Annotated in this window: 20 protein-coding genes and 1 pseudogene; 13 read left to right on the top strand and 8 right to left on the bottom strand. The window is 62.8% G+C overall.

Features of this window, described 5'->3' with window-relative positions; genetic code table 11:
- Nucleotides 1-40: 40 nt before the first annotated feature.
- The 6 genes and pseudogenes from clpS to choX all read right to left on the bottom strand — a co-directional run bounded on the left by clpS (nt 41) and on the right by choX (nt 5,008).
- Nucleotides 41-346: an ATP-dependent Clp protease adapter ClpS gene (gene clpS, locus IQ26_RS05510; RefSeq protein WP_145714680.1), complete on the bottom strand. Its 306-nt coding sequence runs from the start codon at nt 344-346 to the stop codon at nt 41-43.
- A gap of 173 nt (nt 347-519) precedes the next feature.
- Nucleotides 520-1,557 carry an MBL fold metallo-hydrolase gene (locus IQ26_RS05505; RefSeq protein WP_145714678.1) on the bottom strand — a complete coding sequence of 346 codons (1,038 nt, stop codon included), beginning with the start codon at nt 1,555-1,557 and terminating at the stop codon, nt 520-522.
- Between the two features lie 117 nt (nt 1,558-1,674).
- Nucleotides 1,675-1,844: pseudogene (locus IQ26_RS40280) on the bottom strand (hypothetical protein); the annotation flags it as partial.
- Between the two features lie 76 nt (nt 1,845-1,920).
- On the bottom strand, nt 1,921-3,102 hold the full coding sequence (gene choV, locus IQ26_RS05495) for a choline ABC transporter ATP-binding protein (RefSeq protein WP_145714676.1): 1,182 nt from the start codon (nt 3,100-3,102) through the stop codon (nt 1,921-1,923).
- Nucleotides 3,099-3,953, bottom strand: a complete 855-nt coding sequence (gene choW, locus IQ26_RS05490) for a choline ABC transporter permease subunit (RefSeq protein WP_145714675.1) — start codon at nt 3,951-3,953, stop codon at nt 3,099-3,101. Before choW ends, choV begins: the two co-directional genes overlap by 4 nt.
- A 119-nt stretch (nt 3,954-4,072) precedes the next feature.
- Nucleotides 4,073-5,008: a choline ABC transporter substrate-binding protein gene (gene choX / locus IQ26_RS05485; RefSeq protein WP_145714673.1), complete on the bottom strand. Its 936-nt coding sequence runs from the start codon at nt 5,006-5,008 to the stop codon at nt 4,073-4,075.
- A 401-nt stretch (nt 5,009-5,409) separates the two neighbouring features.
- On the opposite strand from choX, the gene IQ26_RS05480 reads away from it, so the two are divergent.
- The 8 genes from IQ26_RS05480 (at nt 5,410) to IQ26_RS05445 (ending at nt 15,458) form a co-directional block, all read left to right on the top strand.
- The gene (locus IQ26_RS05480) at nt 5,410-6,021 is read left to right on the top strand and encodes a thymidine kinase (protein WP_145714672.1); all 612 of its coding nucleotides are present in this window, start codon (nt 5,410-5,412) and stop codon (nt 6,019-6,021) included.
- Between the two features lie 271 nt (nt 6,022-6,292).
- Entirely contained in the window at nt 6,293-7,381 is a 1,089-nt protein-coding gene (locus tag IQ26_RS05475) for a hypothetical protein (RefSeq protein ID WP_145714670.1), read from the top strand.
- A 20-nt stretch (nt 7,382-7,401) separates the two neighbouring features.
- Nucleotides 7,402-8,547, top strand: coding sequence for a hypothetical protein (locus IQ26_RS05470; protein WP_145714668.1), 1,146 nt, complete (start codon nt 7,402-7,404; stop codon nt 8,545-8,547).
- Between the two features lie 24 nt (nt 8,548-8,571).
- Nucleotides 8,572-10,482 (top strand): AAA family ATPase, encoded by a 1,911-nt coding sequence (locus IQ26_RS05465; protein ID WP_145714666.1) that lies wholly within the window; start codon nt 8,572-8,574, stop codon nt 10,480-10,482.
- 42 nt (nt 10,483-10,524) lie between these two features.
- Entirely contained in the window at nt 10,525-11,829 is a 1,305-nt protein-coding gene (locus IQ26_RS05460) for a DUF6638 family protein (protein WP_145714664.1), read from the top strand.
- A gap of 15 nt (nt 11,830-11,844) precedes the next feature.
- Entirely contained in the window at nt 11,845-12,987 is a 1,143-nt protein-coding gene (locus IQ26_RS05455; RefSeq protein WP_145714662.1) for a DUF2333 family protein, read from the top strand.
- 78 nt (nt 12,988-13,065) lie between these two features.
- On the top strand, nt 13,066-13,461 hold the full coding sequence (locus IQ26_RS05450) for an ester cyclase (RefSeq protein ID WP_145714660.1): 396 nt from the start codon (nt 13,066-13,068) through the stop codon (nt 13,459-13,461).
- A 317-nt stretch (nt 13,462-13,778) separates the two neighbouring features.
- Nucleotides 13,779-15,458: a formate--tetrahydrofolate ligase gene (locus IQ26_RS05445; RefSeq protein WP_145714658.1), complete on the top strand. Its 1,680-nt coding sequence runs from the start codon at nt 13,779-13,781 to the stop codon at nt 15,456-15,458.
- A 75-nt stretch (nt 15,459-15,533) separates the two neighbouring features.
- Here IQ26_RS05445 and IQ26_RS05440 read toward each other — a convergent pair whose 3' ends face one another.
- Nucleotides 15,534-16,175: a cysteine hydrolase family protein gene (locus IQ26_RS05440; protein WP_145714656.1), complete on the bottom strand. Its 642-nt coding sequence runs from the start codon at nt 16,173-16,175 to the stop codon at nt 15,534-15,536.
- A gap of 129 nt (nt 16,176-16,304) precedes the next feature.
- On the opposite strand from IQ26_RS05440, the gene IQ26_RS05435 reads away from it, so the two are divergent.
- Complete coding sequence (locus IQ26_RS05435; RefSeq protein WP_145714654.1) at nt 16,305-17,288, top strand: helix-turn-helix domain-containing protein; 984 nt, start codon at nt 16,305-16,307, stop codon at nt 17,286-17,288.
- 9 nt (nt 17,289-17,297) lie between these two features.
- On the opposite strand, the gene IQ26_RS05430 is transcribed toward IQ26_RS05435, so the two are convergent.
- The gene (locus IQ26_RS05430; protein WP_145714653.1) at nt 17,298-17,855 is read right to left on the bottom strand and encodes a sugar O-acetyltransferase; all 558 of its coding nucleotides are present in this window, start codon (nt 17,853-17,855) and stop codon (nt 17,298-17,300) included.
- A gap of 162 nt (nt 17,856-18,017) precedes the next feature.
- Here IQ26_RS05430 and IQ26_RS05425 point away from each other — a divergent pair, with 162 nt between their 5' ends.
- The 4 genes from IQ26_RS05425 to IQ26_RS05410 all read left to right on the top strand — a co-directional run bounded on the left by IQ26_RS05425 (nt 18,018) and on the right by IQ26_RS05410 (nt 23,493).
- Nucleotides 18,018-18,479, top strand: coding sequence for a DUF4126 domain-containing protein (locus tag IQ26_RS05425; protein ID WP_145714651.1), 462 nt, complete (start codon nt 18,018-18,020; stop codon nt 18,477-18,479).
- Nucleotides 18,476-19,852, top strand: a complete 1,377-nt coding sequence (locus IQ26_RS05420; RefSeq protein ID WP_145714649.1) for an FAD-containing oxidoreductase — start codon at nt 18,476-18,478, stop codon at nt 19,850-19,852. The genes IQ26_RS05425 and IQ26_RS05420 overlap by 4 nt, the downstream gene beginning before the upstream one ends.
- A 109-nt stretch (nt 19,853-19,961) precedes the next feature.
- Nucleotides 19,962-21,053 (top strand): M14 family metallopeptidase, encoded by a 1,092-nt coding sequence (locus IQ26_RS05415; RefSeq protein ID WP_145714647.1) that lies wholly within the window; start codon nt 19,962-19,964, stop codon nt 21,051-21,053.
- Nucleotides 21,054-21,303: 250 nt separating this feature from the next.
- Nucleotides 21,304-23,493 (top strand): anthranilate synthase, encoded by a 2,190-nt coding sequence (locus tag IQ26_RS05410; RefSeq protein ID WP_145714645.1) that lies wholly within the window; start codon nt 21,304-21,306, stop codon nt 23,491-23,493.

The raw sequence follows: 23,493 nt of genomic DNA, 5'->3' as shown, positions 1-23,493 counted from the left end.
GAAGGCGGCCCTGCCCGCCGCCCCTACGGGCGACCGCTTCTCATTCCTCCGGCTCCGTCGTGAACATCAGCGGATAGCCCTTGGCCTTGCCGGCATCCGTCGCCCGCGTCGCCTTGGTCTCGGCGACGTCCCTGGTGAAGACGGCGACGATGCAGACGCCGCGCTGGTGCGCGGTGATCATCACCCGCCGCGCCTGGTCCTCGCTCAGCTTGAATTCGCCCTTGAGCACCGTCACCACGAACTCGCGCGGCGTGAAATCGTCGTTGAGGAGGATGACCTTGTAGAGCTTCGGCCGTTCGATCTTCGGCTTCGTTTTAGTGCTGGGTTTGGTGACGATCTCAGGCATCGGAACCGGCAGTTGCGCGCAAGAATTTCGCTTTTATTCTGACATAGGCAAAAGCGGTCGTCCATTTTGAGCCGCCCGCGAACCGCGGTCCGGCGGGCGCGGCCGTTCACAAGTCCGAGATTGCCGCTGGCGGCGGGGATTGCATCACCAAAGCCTGGGATCAGACAGCCACACTAGCGCGTGAGCGGGCCGCTCGCCTTCCGCCAGGCGTCGATGCCGCCATGGATGTGCCAGGCGCTGGCAATCCCCGCATCCTGTGCCGCCTGAACCGCCATGGCCGAGCGCTCGCCGAAGGCGCAATAAAACAGCAGTCGCCTGCTGGTCGACCTGGCGAGCTCATGCAGCATGCCGCCCGCGGCGATGTTCTCCTGCAGCGTCGTATAGGGCACATGCAGCGCCCCCGGAATGATACCGTGCCGTTCTCGCTCGGAGCGCTCGCGCAGATCGATCAGCACGACTTCGGGCTTTCCCACCAGCGCAAGCGCCTGCTCGGCCGTGATAGCCCAGTCACGCCGCGCAATCTCTTCCTGATGAAACCCGACCTTCATGTTGGCCGGCACGGCGACATCCATCATTTTCGGATTCGCAAGCTTCAGATTGTTCATGATCTCGACGTAGTCTTCCATCGACTTCACCTGCAGGCGCGGATTGAAGGCCTTTTCCTCGCCGATGGTCGAGACGGTCTCGCCTTTGTAATCATGCGCCGGGTAGATCAGCGTCTCGTCGGGAAGCTTGAGCAGGCGGCCGAAGATCGATTCATATTGCTGCCGCGGATCGCCATTCTGGAAATCGGTGCGGCCAGTGCCGCGGATGAGCAGCGTATCGCCGGTGAAGACCCGGTCCGGCAGAATGAAGCTGTAAGAATCATCGGTATGGCCGGGTGTGTAGATCACGTCGAGCGCAAGCCCCTCGATGGTGAGTTTGTCGCCATCTGAAAGTCGCATCGAAACCACGTCCGCTTTGGTCTGCTCGCCCATCACGGTGATGCACTGGGTCTTGTCGCGCAGCGCACCCAGGCCGGTGATGTGGTCGGCGTGCAGGTGCGTGTCCACCGCCTTGACGAGCTTGAGGTCGAGCTCACGCACGAGCTGGAGATAGCGATCGACCTTCTCCAGCACGGGATCGATGATCAGCGCTTCGCCGCCCCGGCGGCTGGCGAGCAGATAGGAGTAGGTGCCCGAGACAGAGTCGAAGAGCTGCCGGAAGATCATTTCTGCCACATGCTCCGTTGAATTCCCGCCTCTCCGACAGAGCCGGGATGGGCTCTATTTACCATGATCCCGAAAATCGGTCGCCACTTTTCGCCGACGCGGACCTTCGGTTCGCGATCACGCTCTCCTGCACACCTGTCCGCGCGGCTGCGGCACGATCCGGATGTAGGGTTTGGGCGCTTTCCAGCCCTGCGGATATTACTTCATGGCGTCCTCTTCCGACACGGAGCCGTGATGACATCCTCGCCGACTTTCCAGTTCGCCGGTATAGCAACCTTGTGCCTGGAATCACTGGGCGTCGCAGAAATGCGGCTAAAACCAATAGATTGAGCGGGGTGGGCAGCTCAATTTGAACGCATCCCTCTATCGCCGCAATACCGCTGACAGCACATCCCTGACGCCGATGGCGCCGACGAAGCGCGACTGGTCGTCGAACAGCGCAACCGGTGCGGTCTGCGAGCGGTACATGGCAAACATAACCGTCTTCAGCGACGTGCCGGGATTGGCCCAAAACACCTGCGCCGTCTCCTCCGGATGCGCCTCGACATCGGCGCAGGAGACCCACACCGCCGGCTTGCCATTGCGTTCGGCAGCCACCACCAGCCCGTGCTCGTCGATCTTGAAACGCGTCGTCTTGCGACGGTCGAGCCACACCCAGCCGTCCTCGCCGTGGTCGAGGTCGCGGCGGTCGCGCATCACGTTCCAGGCGGTCAGCACCGAGAGCGGATTCACATTGGCGATGAAGTCACGAACATAGTCGTTGGCGGGGCGCAGCACGATGTCTTCCGGCGCGCCGGTCTGGACGATGCGCCCGCCTTCCATGATGGTGATGTGGCTGCCGATCTTCAGCGCCTCCTCGAGGTCGTGGCTGACGAAGATGATGGTCTTCTTCAGTTCGGCCTGAAGCTGCAGCAGCTCGTCCTGCAGCTTGGTGCGGATCAGCGGGTCGAGCGCCGAGAACGGCTCGTCCATCAACAGGATCGGCGCTTCGGTGGCAAAGGCGCGCGCCAGCCCGACGCGCTGCTGCATGCCGCCGGAAAGCTCGTGCGCATATTTCTTCGCCCACTGGTCGAGATTGACCAGCTTGAGCTGGCGATGCACGCGTTCCTTGCGCTCGGCTTCGGGCACGCCGGCGAGTTCGAGGCCGAGGCCGACATTCTCCTCCACCGTGCGCCACGGCAGCAGGCCGAACTGCTGGAACACCATCGCCACCTGCTTCTGCCGCAGCCGCCGAAGGGTCGCCTCGTCGCAGGTAACGACATCGACCGTCTTGTCGCCGTCCTTGACCAGAACCTGGCCGCGCGAAACGACGTTCAGCCGGTTGACGGCGCGCAACAGCGTCGACTTGCCGGAGCCTGACAGGCCCATGAGCACGGAAATCTCGCCCTCATGCACGGTGAGGCTTGCGCCGGCGCAGCCCAGCACATTGCCGGTCTTTTCGAGGATCTCGGCGCGGCTGGCGCCGCTGTCTATGAGCGCGAGCGAGCCGGCTTGGTCGGAGCCGAAGACGATGTCGACATTCCTGAAATCGACGGCGACGGTCATTTCTTGCCTCCAACGCCAATGCGGGTCATCCGGTCGAGCACGATGGCCAGCACGACGATGGCGAGGCCGGCCTCGAGCCCGAGGTCGATCCTGCGCGAGCCGAGCGCCCGGTTGATCTCGGTGCCAAGGCCGCCGGCGCCGATAAGGGCAGCGAACACCACCATCGACAGCGACAGCATGATCGACTGGGTCAAGCCGGCCATGATGGTGGGCAGCGCCGAAGGCAGCTCGACCTTCCAGAGCAGCTGGCGCTTGGTGGCGCCGAAAGCCTCGCCCGCCTCGATAATCGACTTCGGCACCGAGGTGACGCCGAGATGGGTGAGGCGGACCGGGGTCGGGATGACGAAGATGATGGTGACGACGAGGCCGGGCGCGTTGCCGAGCCCGAACAAGGTCAGCACCGGGATCAGGTAGACGAAGGTCGGCAGCGTCTGCATCAGGTCGAGCACCGGCAGCATGAAGCGGTAGACCTTCGGCTTGTGCGCGGCCCAGATGCCGAGCGGCACGCCGATCGCCATCGAGGCGGCGGCGGCGGCAACCACCAGCACCAGCGTCTCCACCGTCTGCTTCCAGAGGTCCTGGTTGAGGATGAACAGCAGTCCGAGGAAGACGGCGAGCGCCAGCCCCTTCGAACGCTGCAGCACATAGGCGAGCAAGGCGATCAGCGCGATGAGCAGGACCGGCGGCAACAAAAGAAGCCCGTCGACCATCCCGTCGAGCAGGAAATTGAGACCGTTGGAAAAGGCCCTCAAGACGGTGTTGAAATTGTCGGTGAGGAAGGTGAAGAAGGCCTTTCCCCAGGCGCCTATGGGAATCTGGTAGCTGACCAGGAATTTTGAAATCGGATCCATCTAGCCCCTCTTCTGTCGGCGCCGTCCTTGCCGGACGGTCATCTTGTCACAGGATATGAAAAAGGGCAGCCCTTTCTACCGTGGCTGCCCTTGTTCCGGTTACCGAATGCAAAATCGGCTCAGCTTCCGAGCGCGGTCTTGACCGCCGCGGCCGCGTCGCCGCCGTCGAAAGTGGTCACGCCGGCAATCCAGGGGGTGATCGCGTCCGGGTGCGCCTTCAGCCAGTCGGTCGCGACCGTATTGGCGTCGCCGCCCTTGAGGATCCCGTCCATCATCTCGCCTTCCATGTCCAGATCGAACTTCAGATTGGCGATGAACTTGCCGGCATTCGGGCATTCGGTCATGTAGCCCTGGCGCACATTGGTATGCACGGTGGCGGCGCCGAAGCCGCTGTCGCCCATGCCGTCGAGATAGGTGATCTTCATGGCGCCCATCACCGGATGCGGCGTCCAGCCGAGGAAGGCGATCCATTCGTTGCCCTTCATCGACTGCTCGGCCTGGGTGAGCATACCAGCCTCCGAGGATTCGACCAGTTCGAAGCCTTCGAGATTGGCCGCCGGGTCCTTGATCATGTCGAGGATGATGCGGTTGCCATCATTGCCGGCCTCGATGCCGTAGATCTTGCCATCGAACTTGTCCTTGAACTTGCCGAGATCGGTCAGCGTCTTGACGCCGCCATCGGCGACATAGGTCGGAACGACGATGCCGTAACCGGCGCCGCTGAGATTCTCGCTGACGGTCTCGACCGAGCCGTCGGCGGTGTAGTCCTTGATGTCGTTGGTCATCGACGGCATCCAGTTGCCGAGGAAGACGTCGAGGTCCTTGTTCTTCAGCGACGCATAGGTCACCGGCACCGAAAGCTGGATCACCTCCGGCTCGTAGCCGAGCGCGGTGAGCAGCACCGAGGCGACGCCGGTTGTGGCCTGGATGTCGGTCCAGCCGACATCGGAGAGGCGCACCGTCTTGCAGCTTTCCGGATCGGCGGCGAAAGCCGCGCTGGTGGACAAAAAGGCCGCCAGGCCGAGGCCGGCGACAAAGGAATTCATACGCGACATGTTATTCTCCCATTTCGATTCTTTGGCGAAGCGAAGTTACGGTTTTTATCTCCGCCTTGTTTCGTCAGCCAAACACCATTCTGGTGCGGTTTCAAGCGATAAGGCAATCGCGAACAACGGCGCCGGCTGGCCGATCAGCGACACGCCACCCGCTGCTCCAGCCGCTTTTCTGGCGGCCAGCCGCTTTTTTGATGAAATGCGCCTTTTCTGGTGGAATGTGAGGACGCCCCCTCCCCGCGCCGGGACAACTCGGCTTAGGGTGTGTTGAGATTCAGGTCAGGCCGAGTCGAAAACGGTGGTTTCCGAGAACCGGAGCGGAGCGTACTTTTGGTACGTGAGCGCAGGAATCCGCCGTTTGCAGGCCGGCATCACCTGAATATCAACACACCCAAAAGGGCGGCATGGCCAAGCTGTACTTCCACTATGCGACGATGAATGCCGGCAAGACGACGATGCTGCTGCAGGCGTCGTACAATTACCGCGAGCGCGGCATGACGACGATGCTGTTCGTCGCCGGCCACTACCGCAAGGGCGATACCGGGCTGATCTCGTCGCGCATCGGCCTGGAGACGGAAGCCGAGATGTTTCGCAACGGCGACGATCTGTTCGCCCGGATGGCCGAGCATCACGACCATACGACGGTGCATTGCGTCTTCGTCGACGAGGCGCAGTTCCTAGAGGAGGAGCAGGTGTGGCAGCTCGCCCGCATCGCCGACCGGCTGAACATCCCGGTGATGTGCTACGGCCTGCGCACCGATTTCCAGGGCAAGCTGTTTTCCGGCTCGCGCGCGCTGCTCGCCATCGCCGACGAATTGCGCGAGGTGCGCACGATCTGCCGCTGCGGCCGCAAGGCGACGATGGTCGTGCGCCTCGGCGCGGACGGCAAGGTGGCCAGACAGGGCGAGCAGGTGGCGATCGGTAAGGACGTCTATGTCTCGCTCTGCCGCCGCCATTGGGAAGAAGAAATGGGCCGCGCCACGCCCGACGATTTCATCGGCTTCACCAAAGCCTGACCGGAGCAGTGACGGCACCCGACCGGGACAAAGGGAGGTGCGAAGAAACGTGATCATCACATGTTTGTTCTTGCTTTGTGCCGGCAGTTATGCTAATAATTCCAGCATGGTACTGATTGCGCCAGTGACCCGCCGCCGAGGCGGTTTTTTGTGCCGGGTTCGGCGCCATCCTTAAGACGGCTCCTAATCTTCCGCCTTCCCTTCCCCCCATGCCACACATATATTCGCGGCGGTTCGCGACATGAAACAGATGCCGAAGCGGGAGGCCCCCATGGCGACATTGCAGAATTTCGATGCCGAAATTGCCAAGACCAAGCAGGTCGTGCAGGACATGCGCTCCAAGATCGAGCAGTCCGGCACAGTGCTCGACACGCTCGCCAAGGCCGACAAGAAGATCGGCGACGCCAATTTCGAACTCGAGAACGCCCGCATCGAGGATGTGCTGAAGCAGCAGAAGGTGATGGAAGGCAACATCGCCGATCTGATCATCGGGCTGGAGGATGCCACCAACGTCTTCGGCGCCGAATTCGAGAGCATGAAGAACTACACCGGCTGGGAAAACTTCATCGGCATGTTTTCCAGCCAGAGCAAGCAGCGCATGCGCACCGACCGTGTCCGCAACATGTCGCTGGCCGGCAATCTGCAGGAGCTGCTGGCGAAGTCCGACACCATCGTCGGCATCCTCAAGGCGCAGAAAGAGGTCCTCGACCAGCGCTACAAGACGTCCGAGGCCAGCCTCTCGCAGGTGATCGAACGCCGCAAGACGACCATGTCCAATCTCGAGGCCGTGCAGAAGCGCATCGAGGAGCTCAACCCGATGCTGCTCGACATCGAGAACAAGATCGCCGCCTCGACCAGCCAGAAGGAGCGCACGCAGCTCGAAGGCGAGCGTTCGAAACTGGCCACCGAGTACAACGAGAAGCAGGCCAAGGAGCAGGAACTGCTGGCCGAAAGCCAGACGCTGGAGCGCTACACCTCGATGTTCCAGACCTTTGTCGATTCGCTCAACAACCAGATCGCGGCGCAGTCGACGCTGATCAACAAGCTGACCATCGATACCGAGCAGCGCATCGTGCTCTACAAGGCCCTGGAAGACTCGCTGAAGACCGCCGCCCAGCAGGACGTCGCCCACAAGATCAACACGCTGGGCAGCCAGGTCGACAACACCGCCGAGGAGACCATGGCCGGCATCGGCGCGGCCTCGCAGAAGCACATTGGCGATCTCCTCGAAATGCACGAGAAGAACATGGTGGCGACCGCAGACATCCAGCGCCGCAAGAAGCTGGCCGACGATGCCTTTGCCCGCCGCTTCGACGATGTGCTGAAGAAGCACAATTCGGCCAACTACGTGCAGTCGTAATTGCCGCACTTATCAGTATCATGACCCCTGAAAACGAAGCGGCGGCGCGCTATTTCTCGGCGATCTCGGCAGCCCTCAGCGGCCTCGAAGTGTTCATGCGCGACGACCGCTCGCCGCTCTACCGGCACGGCATCGTTGCCAAGATCGTCGCTGAATACATTGCGCGGCTCGACAACTCCTTTTCCTGCTGGCGCAATCGGCTGGGCTTCATGGAGACGTTCCGCATTTCGCGCGCCGAAAGCGGCTTTCCGGTCTTCCAGAACGTGCTCGAACTGGAAAACGACCGCCGCCAGGCCGATACGCGGCTTGCCAACATACCGTTGGCCGGCGAGTTGCGCGAGGAAATGGCCGACTTCATCCTGCGCCACAAGGAATTCCCCGAGGCGCTGCAGAAATCGATGGCCGAGCGGCTCTATCTGGAGGGCGTCAGGAGCGAGACGACCTTCGGGCCGTTCACATTGGCGCAGACGGCAAAAGTCTCGGTCAATCCGAAGACGGGGCGGCCTTACTACCTCGTCCATTGGGCCACCTTCGACGGCAGCGCCAACCTGCCGCTGGTCTACATGGTGACGGTCGAGGATTCCTCCGAGGAGATGGTCGAGCAGCTTGTCGACCGCAATGGCAAGCTCAACGACAAGGTCGACATTCCGCTTCCCGTTGAAGGGCTGCTCAATCCTGAGCTTGCCCACCGCTTCGACGACTTCACCGAGAAGAATTCCGCCTACACGCTGTCGCCGGCGACGATCGCCGTCAACCTCGACAAGGATTTCGAGCCGCTCCACCCCAAGCAGCTGCGCCGCGTCGTGCTCGGCCCCTTCTATTCGGCCGGCATCACCGACAACAATTCGACGGTGAGCGACGTGCTGGCCAAGGTGCGCAAGCCGGAAAATGCCTGGCTGCTGACCTGGACCGTCCAGGAGGTCTATTCGAAGGCCGAGAAACCCGGCCGCAAGGGCCTGTTTTCGAGCGAGAAGACGACGCAGGAGTTCTTCATCAACACCGACGATCTGGAGGCCGCGCGCCAAGGCGTGTCGAGCTACGAGAACCACGCGCTGATCCCGCATGAGGCCTATCAGGCCCTCTACGCCGCCGGCGAGGCGCAGAAGATCTTTTCGGGCTACAAGGTCCACATCCTGTCGAAGGGACAGGTCATCAGTGACGTCTGACCGTCAAACCGCGGAGCATCCTTCATGGACACCGGCCTGACCACCATTTCGGAAGCCGCAATCGAAAAGCACCGCGCCACCGCGCAGAGCTTCATCACCCGCATCGTCGTGCTGGAGGACCCATCACGTGAATCCGGCACCGCGCTGGCCGGCACCAACCGCCGCTTCGTCTCGACCGTCTCGGTCGGCTCGGTGCGGCGCACGCGCGAGGTCGAGCTTTCCAAGACCGTCGGCGCCATCCATCCCGACGACCAGCTGCTGAGCATTGCGCAGCACATGCTTTTGTTTCGCACCCGGCGCGGGCTGGCGATTGCGCTGGCCATATCGGATGTCTTCGCCGAAGGTTCGGACCTCGAAAGCCTGCAGGCGAGGAACGCCCGCGCCCCGCTCGAAGGCGACGATGCCGCCACCTTCAAGAAGTTGCTGTCGGCTTCGGCCTACATTTCGGCCTTCAGCCTCGCCTCCTATCTGTACCAGCTGATCGACAGCGACGGCGAGGCGCCGAACGACACGCCCGAGCCGGACTTCTTGTTCGACACGCCGCAGGATGCGGTTAAGTCGATCGTGGCTGGCCTCGACAGGGCGATATCAGGCTCGAAGGACGACGCCGACCTGATGACCAGGGCGCGCGCCTTCGCCCGTGTCGCGATCGACGGGCTTTTGGCGCGAAAGGCCCGCTTCGACGGCATCGGCCCGTTCGAGAACGCGCATATCCGCATCGACGTCGACGACTTCACCCTCGACGGCTTCGACGTCGCACCAGGCAAGCGGTCGAAGCCGCTGGTGATGACCTTCAAGAAGCCGGAAGAGGTCGTCGGCAACCACATCGCCAAATACCAGTCGGTGAAGCTCGCCAAGATGCTGATGGCCTACGACTTCGAGCGCGAGCTGAATCCGTTCGTCGAACTCGGCGGCTTCCTGTTCACCTTCATCGGCGATGGCGCCCCCGGCACCGGCAAGACGACGCTGATCCAGATGATCGCCGGCCTCGTCAACGGTTACTGCCAGGTCGCCGGCTATCCCTTCGCCTACGAGAATTTCGGCGTCGACCAGATCTCGTCCTACCAGGGCAAGTCGGGCCAGAACTGCCGCCAGTTCATCAACAATGTGCTGAACCCGCGCGTCATCGGCTTCGGCACCATCGACGATATCGACCAGGTCGCGGCGCGCCGTTCCGACGACCGCGCCTCGGCCGGCCAGCAGGAAATCACCGGCGTCCTGATGGATGCCTTTGCCGGCGCGGCGACCGTAGTGCGCGGCAACTGCTCCTTCGGCATGTTTTCCAACTATCCCGAAAATGTCGACGACGCGCTGCGCCAGCGCGCCGGCGCGCGCTGGCTGGTCGATGGGCCACAAACGCGCGACGACTACATCGACATCTTCGTGCTGCTCGCCGGCAAGAACCACAAGATCCCGCTCGGCGACCACAAGCTCTACGCCGCCCAGGAAATCCAGCGCGCGGTGATGGAGGCCTATGAAGAGCACGAGAAGCCCAGGGAAGACGGGCTCATACGGGTCTATGAGCGCTACATGAAGGAGAACGGCGCGCCGAAGTCGATGGCCGACATCGGCACCTATTTGCACATGATCAAGGACGCCGAACCCCGCTTCACCGGCCGCGCCATCAAGAACGTCACCGACGCGATCAAGATGCGCGCCATGGACATCGAGCTGCCGGACGAATGGTTCGAGAAGCCGGAAGTCTTCATTCACAAGAGCTACGACGACAAGAAGGCGATGATCGAGGAACTGCGTGGGCCGTTCTCGATGGACATGGTCATGCAGGAGGTCAACCGCTACGCCGACTCGGAGTTCCGCTACTCCGACAAGTCCGACGACGCGGCGGTGACCAAAATGATCCGCGAAACCCGCCTGCGCGACCGCGCCGTGCGCGAGATCGAGGAGATGAAGAAGAAGGGCCTGTGGAATGCGTGAGATGCGCCGACGCCCCCTTCCCCCTTGTGGAAGAAGGGATAGATGAGCCCCGCCAGGAAATCCGAGCTGCTGCGCGAGAATGAGCTGATCTACGGCCGGCTTCTGACCATCGACGAGCCGCATCTCATCCAGCGCTACAACAAGGCTATGGTCGCCTTCGGCCTGAAGCCGACGAAGCTGAAGAGCTTCGAGATCGACCGCACCGGCTTCTCGCCGCAGGTAGCCGAGGAATGCGGCGACTACAACTACCTCGATCCCAACGAGATCAACCGCCGCTTCATCATCCTGACGCCGTCGCAGATCGACCTGCCGGTGGTGCACACCGCCTTTTCCAACACGTCGCAACTGATGTTCGAGTTCATGTCGAAGAACCAGCGCGCCATCGACGCGCTGACCATCAAGGATGTCATCTATGGCGAGATCGAGGATTCGGTTCCCAAGGTCGACGACATCGAGGATCTGCTGTCGATCAACCAGGTCGAGTTCAAGGTGCTGTCGGCGGAGGACGTGCTCGGCAAGGCCGCCGAACTCGGCAAGCTCGTCGACCGGCTGAAGCAGGAGCCGGACGCCTGGCGCGACAACGCCATGCTCGCCCGCATGGTGGAGCTGGCCAAGATCTGCGGCGACATCCGCGAGAACGCGCTGGTGCCGGATCAGGTGATCTTTCGCCACAGCGCCTATTGGACCAGCCATTTCGGCGGGCTCTACGTGTTCGTCGACCCGGACATGACGACCGTGATCAGCGACCCGGCAGCACCCGGCTTCCGCCGCTCGCGGCCGTGGCAAGTGAGCTACCTCTCGATCAATGATGCCGACAGGGTGTTCAAGTTCCTCGCCGCGACCGGACGCATCGAGCTGCCGCGAGCCTCATGGATCGAAACGTCAGGCTATCTCGAACATCGCGCCGAAATGGTGGTGCGCGCGCTGATCCGCGACGCCGAGCCCGACCGCAATCTGACCGACGTCGACAAGGTCTGGCTGCAGACCTGGATCCACGGCCATGCCGACCTGATCGCCAGGGACGGCAGTTTTCCCTTTCTCAACGCCGCCAAGCGCGAGATCGCTCACCTCGGCTATCTCAAGATCGAGGACGTGTTCCCGCAGCAGCGTTTCCTGGTGATCCGGGCCAAGCCCGACCATCCCGACGCCTGGCTGACCAACCAGCTGATCTCGGATTTCGTGCCGCAGGACTTCGTCTCGCGCTACGTCTTCAACAAACCGGGCTTCTACAGGGACTATGGCGGCTTCAGCGACGCCTGGCGATCGCATGTTGTGGACGTTCTGAAAACCACATATCTGAAAGACAAGGTGGCGTTTCGCACACGCCTCTATGGCCTGACTGACTGAGGGGGTGACATCGCCATGCTTGATCCGATCGTGAATTTCTTCACCTGGATCTTCCAGTGGATCGGCCGCGGCATCGGTTTCGTCATCGGCGTCATCCTGTGGCCGTTCATGTGGGCCGGGCGCTGGTACACGCAGCGCGGCTGGATCCTGAAGGCGGTGCTCGGCCTCGCACTGCTCGTGCTGATCGGACTCTACGGCTACTTCATCTGGAACACGCAGGTCTGGAGCAATTTCAATCCCGCCTACGCGGAGGCGTATAATTTCATGCAGCCGGCCGGAACCGCCCCGGCGCAGCCCGCTCCTCCTGCCACCGGGGAAGCCGCTGGCGTCGAGGGAGAGGTCAAGACCTGCACCAACTCGGCCATTGTCCAGGTCGCGGCCGATCTCATCGATTTCAACGTCAACGAGAACGCATGGATCTCGTCAATGATACTCTACAAGCTCGGGCTCTTCGGCATGGACTGGGACCACACGCCGTTTCTCGACAACAAGGCCTCCTTCCAGCGCGGGGTTAATCAGGCCATCCGGCGCACCACGATCGAGCTTGTCGACACGCTGGGCCGCGTCCGCGGCACCAGCCAGATCGACCAGAACCTGCAGGATGCGCGCGGCGCGATCACATTCGACGAGGAAACCTGGTATTTCGGCCTCAGGCCCTTTGGTCCGAAAACCCCGACGCCGAGTTTCTATCGCACGGCGGCGACCAGCCTTCGCGCCTTCAACGACCGGCTCATGAAATGCGAGACTGCCTTCAACGCGCGCGCCGACAATCTGATGCAGTTCGTCGACCGGATCGCGAGCGACATAGGTTCGACGTCGGACATGATCCGCGACCGTTCGCAGAACTTCAACAGCGGCTGGTTCGACACGCGCGCTGACGACCGCTTCTGGTTCGCCTACGGCCAGCTCTACGGCTATTACGGCATCCTGACGGCGGCGCGTCACGACTTCCAGCAGGTCATCGACAATCGCGGCCTCACACCGCTGTGGAATAACGTGGAAAGCCAGCTCAAGGCGGCGCTCGCCATCCGGCCTTTCATAATCTCCAACGGCCGCGAGGATGGCTGGATCATGCCCACCCACCTCACCACGATGGGATTCTATGTGCTTAGGGTACGATCGAACCTCGTCGAGGTCAGGTCCGTTCTGGATCGGTGAACGAAGCAAATTGTGAAAGGTGGAACCTGATCGTTTCGTCGTCGCTCAACCGCGGGGCGCTGCCAGCGAGGACACGAGATGGATATCCGGGAAGTTGCTCGAAACTTCTATGCCGCGATCGACACGCAGGAATGGGACAAACTGGCCAGTCTGGCCTCTCCGGATCTGGCCGTTCATCTCGGCAGCGCCAACCCGATCGGCTTCGATGACTGGCAGAAATCCCTGGCTGAATTCTTTGTCGGATTCCCGGACGGACATCACGTCATCGACGGCTATGTCAGCGAAGCCGGCAGCGTGGTCACGCGCTGCCGCTTTCAGGGCACGCACACCGGCATCTTCCATGGCGTCGAACCGAGCGGAAATCGCGTCTCGGTTGGTGTGATTCACATTGATCGCGTTGAGAACGGCATCGTGGTCGAACATTTCGGTCAACTTGACGGCTTGGGTCTGATGCATCAGATCGGCGCATTCTAACGCGACCGCCCGAAGCGCCGACCAGCGCCCGAACCCTGTCGCATTCCGTGCATTCCGCGGCTGTTTTGAGACGGCGAAACGGCGCGTGCTCTGGCTTCTATACGGCGCGACAACCGGGCGCAAAGACCCGGAACAGGTCGACCGGGAGACCAGAGTCATCTTTCTTCATAGGAAACATAGTTGCATGCAAGTTGACGCCACGGCAGCGACGGGGTTAGAACGTGCCCTCGCCTGCAATGCCGGGCTGTTTCGAACAGGCTTGCGACCACACTGATCAAACCCGTCCCCTCCACCGTCCAATCCAGAGGAAAGCCGCCATGGCCGAAGTGAAGTCCGACATCGAGATCGCGCGCGGCGCCAAGAAGAAGCAGATCCAGGAGATCGGCCAGAAGATCGGCATTCCGAGCGAGCATCTTTTGCCCTATGGCCACGACAAGGCGAAGATCTCCGCCGAGTTCATCAAGTCGGTGAAGGCAAACAGGGACGGCAAGCTGATCCTCGTCACCGCCATCAACCCGACGCCGGCCGGCGAAGGCAAGACGACGACCACGGTGGGCCTCGGTGACGGTCTCAATCGCATTGGCAAAAAGGCGATCGTCTGTATCCGCGAGGCCTCGCTCGGCCCCAATTTCGGCGTCAAGGGCGGTGCCGCCGGCGGCGGCTATGCGCAGGTCGTGCCGATGGAGGACATGAACCTCCATTTCACCGGCGATTTCCATGCCATCACCACGGCGCATAATCTACTTTCGGCGCTGATCGACAACCACATCTACTGGGGCAACGACCTCGGCATCGACATCCGCCGCGTCGTCTGGCGCCGCGTCATGGACATGAACGACCGGGCGCTGCGCGAGATCATCTGTTCGCTCGGCGGCGTCGCCAACGGTTTCCCGCGCGAAGCGGGCTTCGACATCACGGTCGCCTCGGAGGTCATGGCGATCCTGTGTCTCGCCACCGACCTGAAGGACCTGGAAAAGCGCCTCGGTGACATCATCGTCGCCTATCGCCGAGACAAGTCGGCCGTCTATGCCCGCGACCTCAAGGCTGACGGCGCCATGGCCGTGCTCTTGAAGGACGCCATGCAGCCCAACCTCGTGCAGACGCTGGAGAACAACCCGGCCTTCGTGCATGGCGGCCCCTTCGCCAACATCGCCCACGGCTGCAACTCGGTCGTCGCCACCACGACGGCGCTGAAACTCGCCGACTATGTCGTCACCGAAGCCGGTTTCGGCGCCGATCTCGGTGCCGAAAAGTTCTTCGATATCAAGTGCCGCAAGGCCGGCCTGAAACCGGCGGCAGCCGTCATCGTCGCCACAGTGCGCGCCATGAAGATGAACGGCGGCGTCAAGAAGGAAGACCTCGGCCACGAGAACGTCGAGGCGGTCAAGAAGGGCTGCGCCAATCTCGGCCGTCACATCGAGAACATCCGTCAGTTCGGCGTGCCGGCGGTGGTCGCCATCAACCATTTCTATTCCGACACCGACGCTGAAATCCAGGCGATGAAGGACTATGTCGCCTCGATGGGCGAAGAGGCGATCCTGTGCAAGCACTGGGCCAACGGCTCGGCCGGCATCGAGGATCTCGCCAACAAGGTGGTGGCGCTGGCCGAATCCGGCGCGTCGCAGTTCGCCCCGCTCTATCCCGACGCCATGCCGCTGTTCGAGAAGATCAACACCATCGTCCAGCGCATCTATCGCGGTTCTGAAGCCATCGCCGACAAGTCGGTGCGCGACCAGCTCCACGCCTGGGAGCGCGCCGGCTACGGCAAACTGCCGGTCTGCATGGCCAAGACGCAATATTCCTTCTCGACCGACCCGAACCTGCGCGGCGCGCCGACCGGCCACACCGTGCCGGTGCGCGAGGTCAGGCTGTCGGCCGGCGCCGGCTTCATCGTCGTCATCTGCGGCGAGGTCATGACCATGCCCGGCCTGCCCAAGGCTCCGTCCTCGGAAAAGATCTTCCTCAACGAGATCGGCCAGATCGAAGGGCTGTTCTGAGGGCTTTGAAGGCCGGAATGATAAGGGGGCGCCGCATCGCTGCAGCGCCCTCTTTTGCTTCTCCGCGACAAGTTTCTAAGCGGCGTTCCGTGCCAGCGCACGCTGGTTGGAAGCGTAGATCGTGTCGCGTTCGGGCAGCGCGCCGGTCTTCAAGCAGTCGATCCATTCGGCGGTCTTGAGAACGGCGGCAAAGCGCGACTGCAAAATGATCGTCACCACGCGGTGGATGTCCTCTGCCGAAGCATAGCCGGCGCTGTTGGCATAAGGCACCGAGCCGGTCGCGTCGGACAGGAACTCCACCGCAAAACCCATATGGACGGCGTGGATGATGGTCGACAGATCGCAATTGTGCGTCATGTAGCCGACGATCGTGATCGTATCGATGGCGTTGGCGCGCAACCAGTCCTCGAGGTCCGAACCGGTGAAGGCGCTCGGCAAGGTCTTTTCGACATAATGATCACGGCTTCGCGTTGATATCTCGGGATGCAATTCGGCGCCATGGCTGCCCTCGGCGAAAACCGGTGACGTTTCGGGCGCCAACTGCTTGATGACCACGACCTTGACGCCTGCCTCGGCGGCCGCGTCCATAGCTCGTGCCGCGTTGACCACGCTGTCGCGAAACGGCGGATACTGGATGGCGAGGTTGCCGCCGTCATAGTCGTTCTGGATGTCGACGACTATGAGGGCGCGGCGTGGCGCTTTGGCTGGTTCCGACATGGAGTTTTCCTTTCCCGTTTGGCTTCGATTGGTCGACGATAGGCCTGCCGCCGGATCGCGAAAAGTGTCCCAATTGACTTTATTCGAAAGAATTGGGACACTTTGGGCTAATCCTCATTGGTGCTCATCATGGCCGATCCGATCGTTGCCGCCATCGCCTTCGATGGCATCAGCCCGTTCCACCTCTCCGTGCCATGCCTGGTGTTCGGCGAGGATCGCACGGTACTCGGCCTGCCGCGCTTCGACTTCCGCATCTGTGCAATCGAGAGCGGGCCGATCCATACCGAAGCAGGGTTGACCGTGACCGCGCCGCATGGGCTTGGCAGTCTCGACGGCGCGGACATTGTGATCGTCCCAAGCTGGCGAGACCTCGAAAATCCGCCATCTACGTTTCTGGCAGAGGCGCTCCTGCGAGCGCACCGGAACGGCGCATTGATTGTCGGACTGTGTCTCGGCACCTTCGCTGTTGCCGCGACCGGACTGCTTTCGGGGCGGCGCGCCGCGACGCACTGGGCCTATACCGAGCAGCTGCAGGCGCTTTATCCCGACATCATCGTCGACGCCGACATGCTTTACATCGACAATGGCGATGTCTTGACGTCGGCCGGCGTCGCCGCCGGGCTTGACTGCTGTCTCCATCTCGTGCGGGCTCGCTACGGCGCGGAGGCAGCCCTTCGCCTTGCCCGGCAGATCGTCCTTTCTCCCCATCGGCAAGGCGGGCAGGCTCAGTTCATAGAACGTCCCATCGCCAGGACCGGGAATGCGGACCGCTTCACACAGGCCCTCGACACGGTGCGCAAGACGCTGGGCGAGACGCACAGCCTGGACAGTGTCGCCGCCACCGCCGGCCTCACCCGCCGGACTTTCACGCGCCGCTTCCAAAAATCGATCGGCACCAGCTTCGGCGACTGGCTGACCGACCAGCGCGTCGCGCTGGCGCAGCGGCTGCTGGAAGCAACGGAGAAATCGATGGACATGGTTGCCTTCGAGGCCGGCTTCGGCAGCGCCACCTCGCTGCGTCAGCATTTCGCGACGCGGCTCAAAACCTCGCCCGTGCAGTACCGGCGTGAATTCTCGAAGAGCGCCCAGGACGAACGCGCCGCCTCGCGCTGATCTGGATGCTCAGCCGCGCTTGACCGGCCGTGCCGGGTTGCCGACAACCGTGGTATTGTCAGGCACGTGGCGCGTCACCACCGCACCCGCGCCGACGTTGGCGCCATCGCCGATGCTGACGCCGCCGAGGATGATGGCGCTGCCGCCGATCCAAGCATTCTCGCCGATCTCGACCGGCTTGGCGATCTCCAGACCCGCCTGTCGACCCGCTGCCTCCTTGTGGTGCTCGGCGCAATAGATCTGCACATTAGGGCCGAGCAGCGTCCCCTTGCCGATGCGAACTGGTGCCGTATCGAGGACGGTGCAGCCGGCGTTGAGGAAGACGCCGTCGCCTAGAAAGAGATTGAAACCGTAGGCGCAGTGGAACGGCGCTTCGATCCGGGCGCCCTCGCCGGCGGCGCCGAGCAGCGACTTTAGGGCCGATCCCATGTCGCCGCGTCGTCGGGGCGGCAGCGAATTATGCTCGAACACCGCGTCGCGGGCGACGATGCGCAGTGCCTCCAGCTCTGGGTCGAGGCAAGTATACCACTCGCCCGCCGCCATTTTTACACGCTCGCTTCTGTCCAAGGCGATGCCCTCCTAACTTAGCATGCTGGTTCGACGTGGTGTCAAAGCTCAGTCCATAATATCGGGCTGCGCCAGAGATCGCAGACCTCTGGTCAAATGCCGCGCCTATGCTAGCCTGCTCCGGCAGGGTTGTCCTGAGCCCTGCTGTTGAGGGGATCAATCATGCTGTACGCGCTTGCACTTCTGATCGGCGTCGTCGCCGGCCTGCGCGCCATGACGGCGCCCGCCGCCGTCGCCTGGGGCGCTTATCTCGGCTGGCTGCCTGTCGCCGGCACCTGGGCTGGTTTCATGGGCCACTGGATCGCTGTCGGCATCTTCACCATCCTGGCCATCGTCGAGCTGGTCACCGATCAATTACCGTCGACGCCGAGCCGCAAGGTGCCGCAGCAGTTCGGCGCGCGCATCGTCATGAGCGCTTTCACCGGTGCGGTGATCGGCGCGACCGGCGGCGCCACCATCGGCGGCCTGATCGCCGGCGCCATCGGCGCGGTGATCGGCACGCTGGGCGGCGCCGAACTACGCAAACGCCTGGCCGCCGCCTTCGGCAAGGACCCGCCCGCCGCCTTCATCGAGGATGCGGTGGCGATCATCGGCGGCCTTCTCATCGTGGCGGCCGTGGCATGACGGCGAAGACATTCGACGCCATCATCATCGGCGCAGGACAGGCAGGCCCGTCGCTCGCCGGCCGGCTGACGGCGGCCGGCATGAGCGTGGCGCTGGTCGAACGGAAACTGGTCGGCGGCACCTGCGTCAACACCGGCTGCATGCCGACCAAGGCCATGGTGGCCAGCGCCTATGCCGCGCATCTGGCCCGCCGCGCCGCCGACTACGGCGTGACGCTCTCCGGCCCGGTCGGCGTCGACTACAAGGCGATCAAGGCGCGCAAGGACAAGGTGTCGAACGACGCCCGCGGCAATCTCGAAAGCTGGATTGCCGGCATGGACAAATGCACGCTTTATCGCGGCCATGCGCGCTTCGTTACCGCCGACACCGTGCGCGTCGGCAACGACCTGCTGAGCGCCGAAAAGATATTCCTCAACACCGGCGGCCGCGCTTCGGTGCCCGACCTGCCAGGCGTCAACGACATTTCCTACCTCACCAATTCGTCGATGATGGATCTCGACGAACTGCCGCGCCATCTGGTCGTCGTCGGCGGCAGCTACGTCTCGCTCGAATTCGCGCAGATGTTCCGCCGTTTCGGTTCAGAGGTCACGGTGATCGAAAAGAGCCCGCGGCTGATCGGCCGCGAGGACGAGGATGTCTCTGACGCAGTCCTGTCCGTCCTCGAAAACGAGGCCATTGCCGTCCATCTCGGCGCCGACGATATACGCTTTGTCAAACATGGCAACGACATCGCCGTGACTTTCTCTGCCGGCAAGGCGGCTGCGGTCGGCTCGCATGTGCTGCTGGCAGTGGGCCGGACTCCCAACACCGACGATCTCGGCCTGGACAAGGCCGGCGTCGAGGTCGACAAACGCGGCTTCATCGTCGTCGACGACCAGTTGCGCACCAGCGTGCCCGGCATCTGGGCGATGGGCGACTGCAACGGCAAGGGCGCCTTCACCCACACCTCCTACAACGACTACGAGATCGTCGCCGCCAATCTTCTCGACAACGATCCGCGCAAGGTGAGCGACCGCATCGAGGCCTATGCCCTTTATATCGATCCGCCGCTCGGCCGCTGCGGCATGACGGAGACGGCGGTAAGAAAGTCCGGCCGTCGCGCGCTGGTCGGCCAGCGGCCGATGACCCGCGTCGGCCGCGCCATCGAAAAGGGCGAGACGCAAGGTTTCATGAAGATCCTGGTCGACGCCGACACCAAGGAAATCCTCGGCTGTTCGGTGCTCGGACCTGGCGGCGACGAGGCAATCCACTGCGTGCTCGACCTGATGTACGCCAAGGCGCCGGTCAGCACGCTGGCGCGCGCCGTGCACATCCACCCCAACGTCTCGGAACTTCTGCCCACCATAGCCCAGGAATTGACGCCGCTGGCCTAAATAGTGGGCGCTTCGGCGCTCGTTGCGCCCATAGCGCCGCGGACTGGACCAATCGACAGCGTATTGGGGAAAGGGCATGTGTTCGGCCTCTGTTCCTGGAGGCATTCCCATGCAGAAATCGATCGAGCGCATCGCCGGCGACAGCGAGGGCATTTCCTACGAATTTTCGGTGTTCCGCTTCGAAGGAGCGGACAAGTCGGCACCGTCAGCCTATCTGCAGGCGGCGCTTCATGCCGGCGAACTGCCAGGGGTCGTCGCCATCGATGCGCTGATGCCTATGCTCGAAAAGGCCGAAGCGGAAGGCCGCGTCAAGGGCAATATCACCGTGGTGCCCCAAGCCAATCCGATCGGCCGCGCCCAGTATCATTTCGGCGAGCATCAGGGCCGTTTCCACTTGGGCACGCGCACCAACTTCAACCGCGGCTTTCCGCTGCTGGCCGCGCCGGACGCGACGCTCTTGCCGGACACCGCGCTTGGCACGGCCGACCAGCGGCTGAAGACCCGGCTGCTGCAGCTATCGATCGGCCACGACATCGTCCTCGACCTGCATTGCGACGACGAGGGCCTGGCCTATCTCTATATCCACGCCAGCCTGTGGCCAGCGATGGCTGATTGTGCGGCTGCCATGGGCGTCGATGCCGTGGTGCTGTGGGAAGAGGACACCGACGGCACTTTCGAGGGTGCCTCGATCATGCCGTATCTGGAGGCCCCGGCCGAAGTGGCGCGGTTCGACCGGCGCGTCGCCACCACAGTCGAGTATCGCGGCATACTCGATGTCGACGGCGCTCTGGCCGGCTCCGACGCCAAAGGGCTCTATCGGCTGCTGGTGACGCGCGGCGTGATCCAGGATCAGGCCCTGCCCGCGCCTGGTGGGTTTGCCGGCTCCAACTCTTTTACCGGTCCAAGCTCTTTCACCGGTATCGTCGCACCGCTCGAAAACATCGACATGATGCCGGCGCCCCGGGCCGGCGCGATCCTCTATGAGGTGAAGCCCGGCGACCGTGTGGCAAAGGGCGCACTTCTCGCCACCATCGTCCATGCGCCGGGTGAGGTCGGCGGCCGCACGCAGGTGTTCGCGCCGCAGGCGGGCGTCATCCTGACACGGCGGTCCCGCCGCATTATCCGCGCCGGCGAAGACCTGCTGAAGCTGGTCGGCGACAGAAAGAGCGCCGATGCAAGGTCGGGGACGCTGGAGGACTGAGGCTCAAGCCCTTCCCCTTTGAATCCAGTTGCGCGGCCGTTCAATCGCCGCTATTGGAATCGCCCATGAACATGCGCTCGATCAAGACCGTTTGGTGGTGGGCTCGCTGACAGCGGCCTGTTCGAACGCGTGCGCGTGAAAATAGAGGGTGGCCGCAACGGAATGTCCGGGCGGCCATTTGTTTTTTCAAGCCATCCCCGGGTCCGTTGCCCCAAGAAGCTGAAATAGCAAGACGCTGATGGAGACGGCAATGACGACAAAAATTCTGGAGAACGGGGCGGAGCGCTTCGTCACGGCCGGTGGCGTGACGATTACCCGCGAGCGCCACGACCGGCCTTACGAAGGTGCGATCGACGCCTATATCGACGGGCTGAATGCGCGCCGTGGCGCCGTGTTTTCCTCGAATTACGAATATCCCGGCCGCTACACGCGCTGGGACACCGCCATCATCGACCCGCCGCTGGTGATCTCGGCGCGCGGCCGCGCCATGCGCATCGAGGCGCTGAACAGCCGTGGCGAGGTGCTTCTGCCGGTGATCGGCAAGGCGCTCGGCGGGTTTGACGACGTGACGATCGCCGAGACGTCGAAGAGACTGATCCGCCTCGACGTGGCCGAGCCCGGCCGCGTCTTCACCGAAGAGGAACGCAGCCGCGTTCCCTCCGTCTTCACCGTTCTGCGCGCCATCACCGCCTTGTTCAAGACGGAGGAAGACGCCAATCTTGGCCTTTACGGCGCCTTCGGCTACGATCTCGCCTTCCAGTTCGATCCGGTCGACTACAAGCTCGAGCGCGAACGAAGCCAGCGCGACCTTGTGCTGTTCCTGCCCGACGAGATCCTGGTCGTCGATCACTATTCGACCAAGGCCTGGACCGACCGCTACGATTATTCCGGCGACGGGTTTTCGACCGAGGGAATGCCCCGCGACGAAATCGTCGAGCCGTTCAAGATAGCCGACCGCATCCCGCCGCGCGGCGACCATGACCCCGGCGAATATGCCAATCTGGTGCGCAAGGCGATGGAGAGTTTCAAACGCGGCGACCTGTTCGAAGTCGTGCCTGGCCAGATGTTCTACGAGCGCTGCGAGACGCCGCCCTCCGATATTTCCCGCAAGTTGAAGGCGATTAACCCTTCGCCCTACTCCTTCTTCATCAATCTCGGCGAAGGCGAATACCTGATAGGTGCGTCGCCCGAAATGTTCGTGCGCGTCAACGGCCGCCGCGTCGAGACCTGCCCGATCTCGGGCACGATCAAGCGCGGCGACGACGCCATCTCCGACTCAGAGCAGATCCTGAAGCTGCTCAATTCGAAGAAGGACGAATCCGAACTCACAATGTGCTCGGACGTCGATCGCAACGACAAGTCCAGGGTCTGCGACCCAGGCTCGGTGCGCGTCATCGGCCGCCGCCAGATCGAGATGTATTCGCGGTTGATCCACACCGTCGACCACATCGAGGGACGGCTGCGCGAAGGCATGGACGCCTTCGACGCGTTCCTGTCGCATGCCTGGGCGGTCACCGTTACCGGCGCGCCGAAATTATGGGCCATGCGCTTCATCGAGCAGAACGAGAAGAGCCCGCGCGCCTGGTATGGCGGGGCGATCGGCATGGTCAATTTCAACGGCGACATGAACACCGGCCTGACGCTTCGCACCATTCGCATCAAGGACGGCATCGCCGAGGTGCGCGCCGGCGCCACATTGCTTTTCGACAGCATTCCCGAGGAAGAAGAAGCCGAAACCGAACTGAAGGCATCCGCCATGATCTCCGCCATCCGCGACGCCAAATTAGGCAATGCCGCCGAGACCGAACGCAGCACCGCGCGCGTCGGCGACGGCGTCAACATCCTGCTGGTCGACCACGAGGACTCGTTCGTTCACACGCTGGCCAACTATTTCCGCCAGACCGGCGCCAATGTGTCGACCGTGCGCACGCCGGTGCCGGATGAGGTCTTCGACCGGCTGAAGCCAAACTTGGTCGTGCTGTCGCCCGGTCCCGGCACGCCGAAGGACTTCGACTGCGCCGCCACCATCAAACGGGCCCGCGCGCGCGACCTGCCGATCTTCGGCGTCTGCCTCGGCCTGCAGGCGCTGGCCGAAGCCTATGGCGGGGAACTGCGCCAACTGCACGTGCCGATGCATGGCAAGCCGTCGCGCATCCGCGTGTCGAAGCCGGGCATCATCTTTTCCGGCCTGCCCAAGGAGGTGACGGTCGGCCGCTATCACTCGATCTTCGCCGACCCGGTGCGCTTGCCCGACGGCTTCATCGTCACGGCCGAGACGGAAGAAGGCGTCATCATGGCCTTCGAGCACCGCAAGGAGCCGATCGCCGCGGTGCAGTTCCACCCGGAATCGATCATGACGCTCGGCCACAACGCCGGCATGCGCATCATCGAGAACATCGTTGCGCATCTGCCGCGCAAGGCCAAAGAAAAGGCGGCTTAG

The sequence above is a fragment of the Mesorhizobium tianshanense genome (assembly GCF_007830515.1).
Classification (GTDB): Bacteria; Pseudomonadota; Alphaproteobacteria; order Rhizobiales; family Rhizobiaceae; genus Mesorhizobium; species Mesorhizobium tianshanense.
Note: the sequence above shows the minus strand (reverse complement) of the source record. Positions and strands in the feature narration are given on the sequence as shown.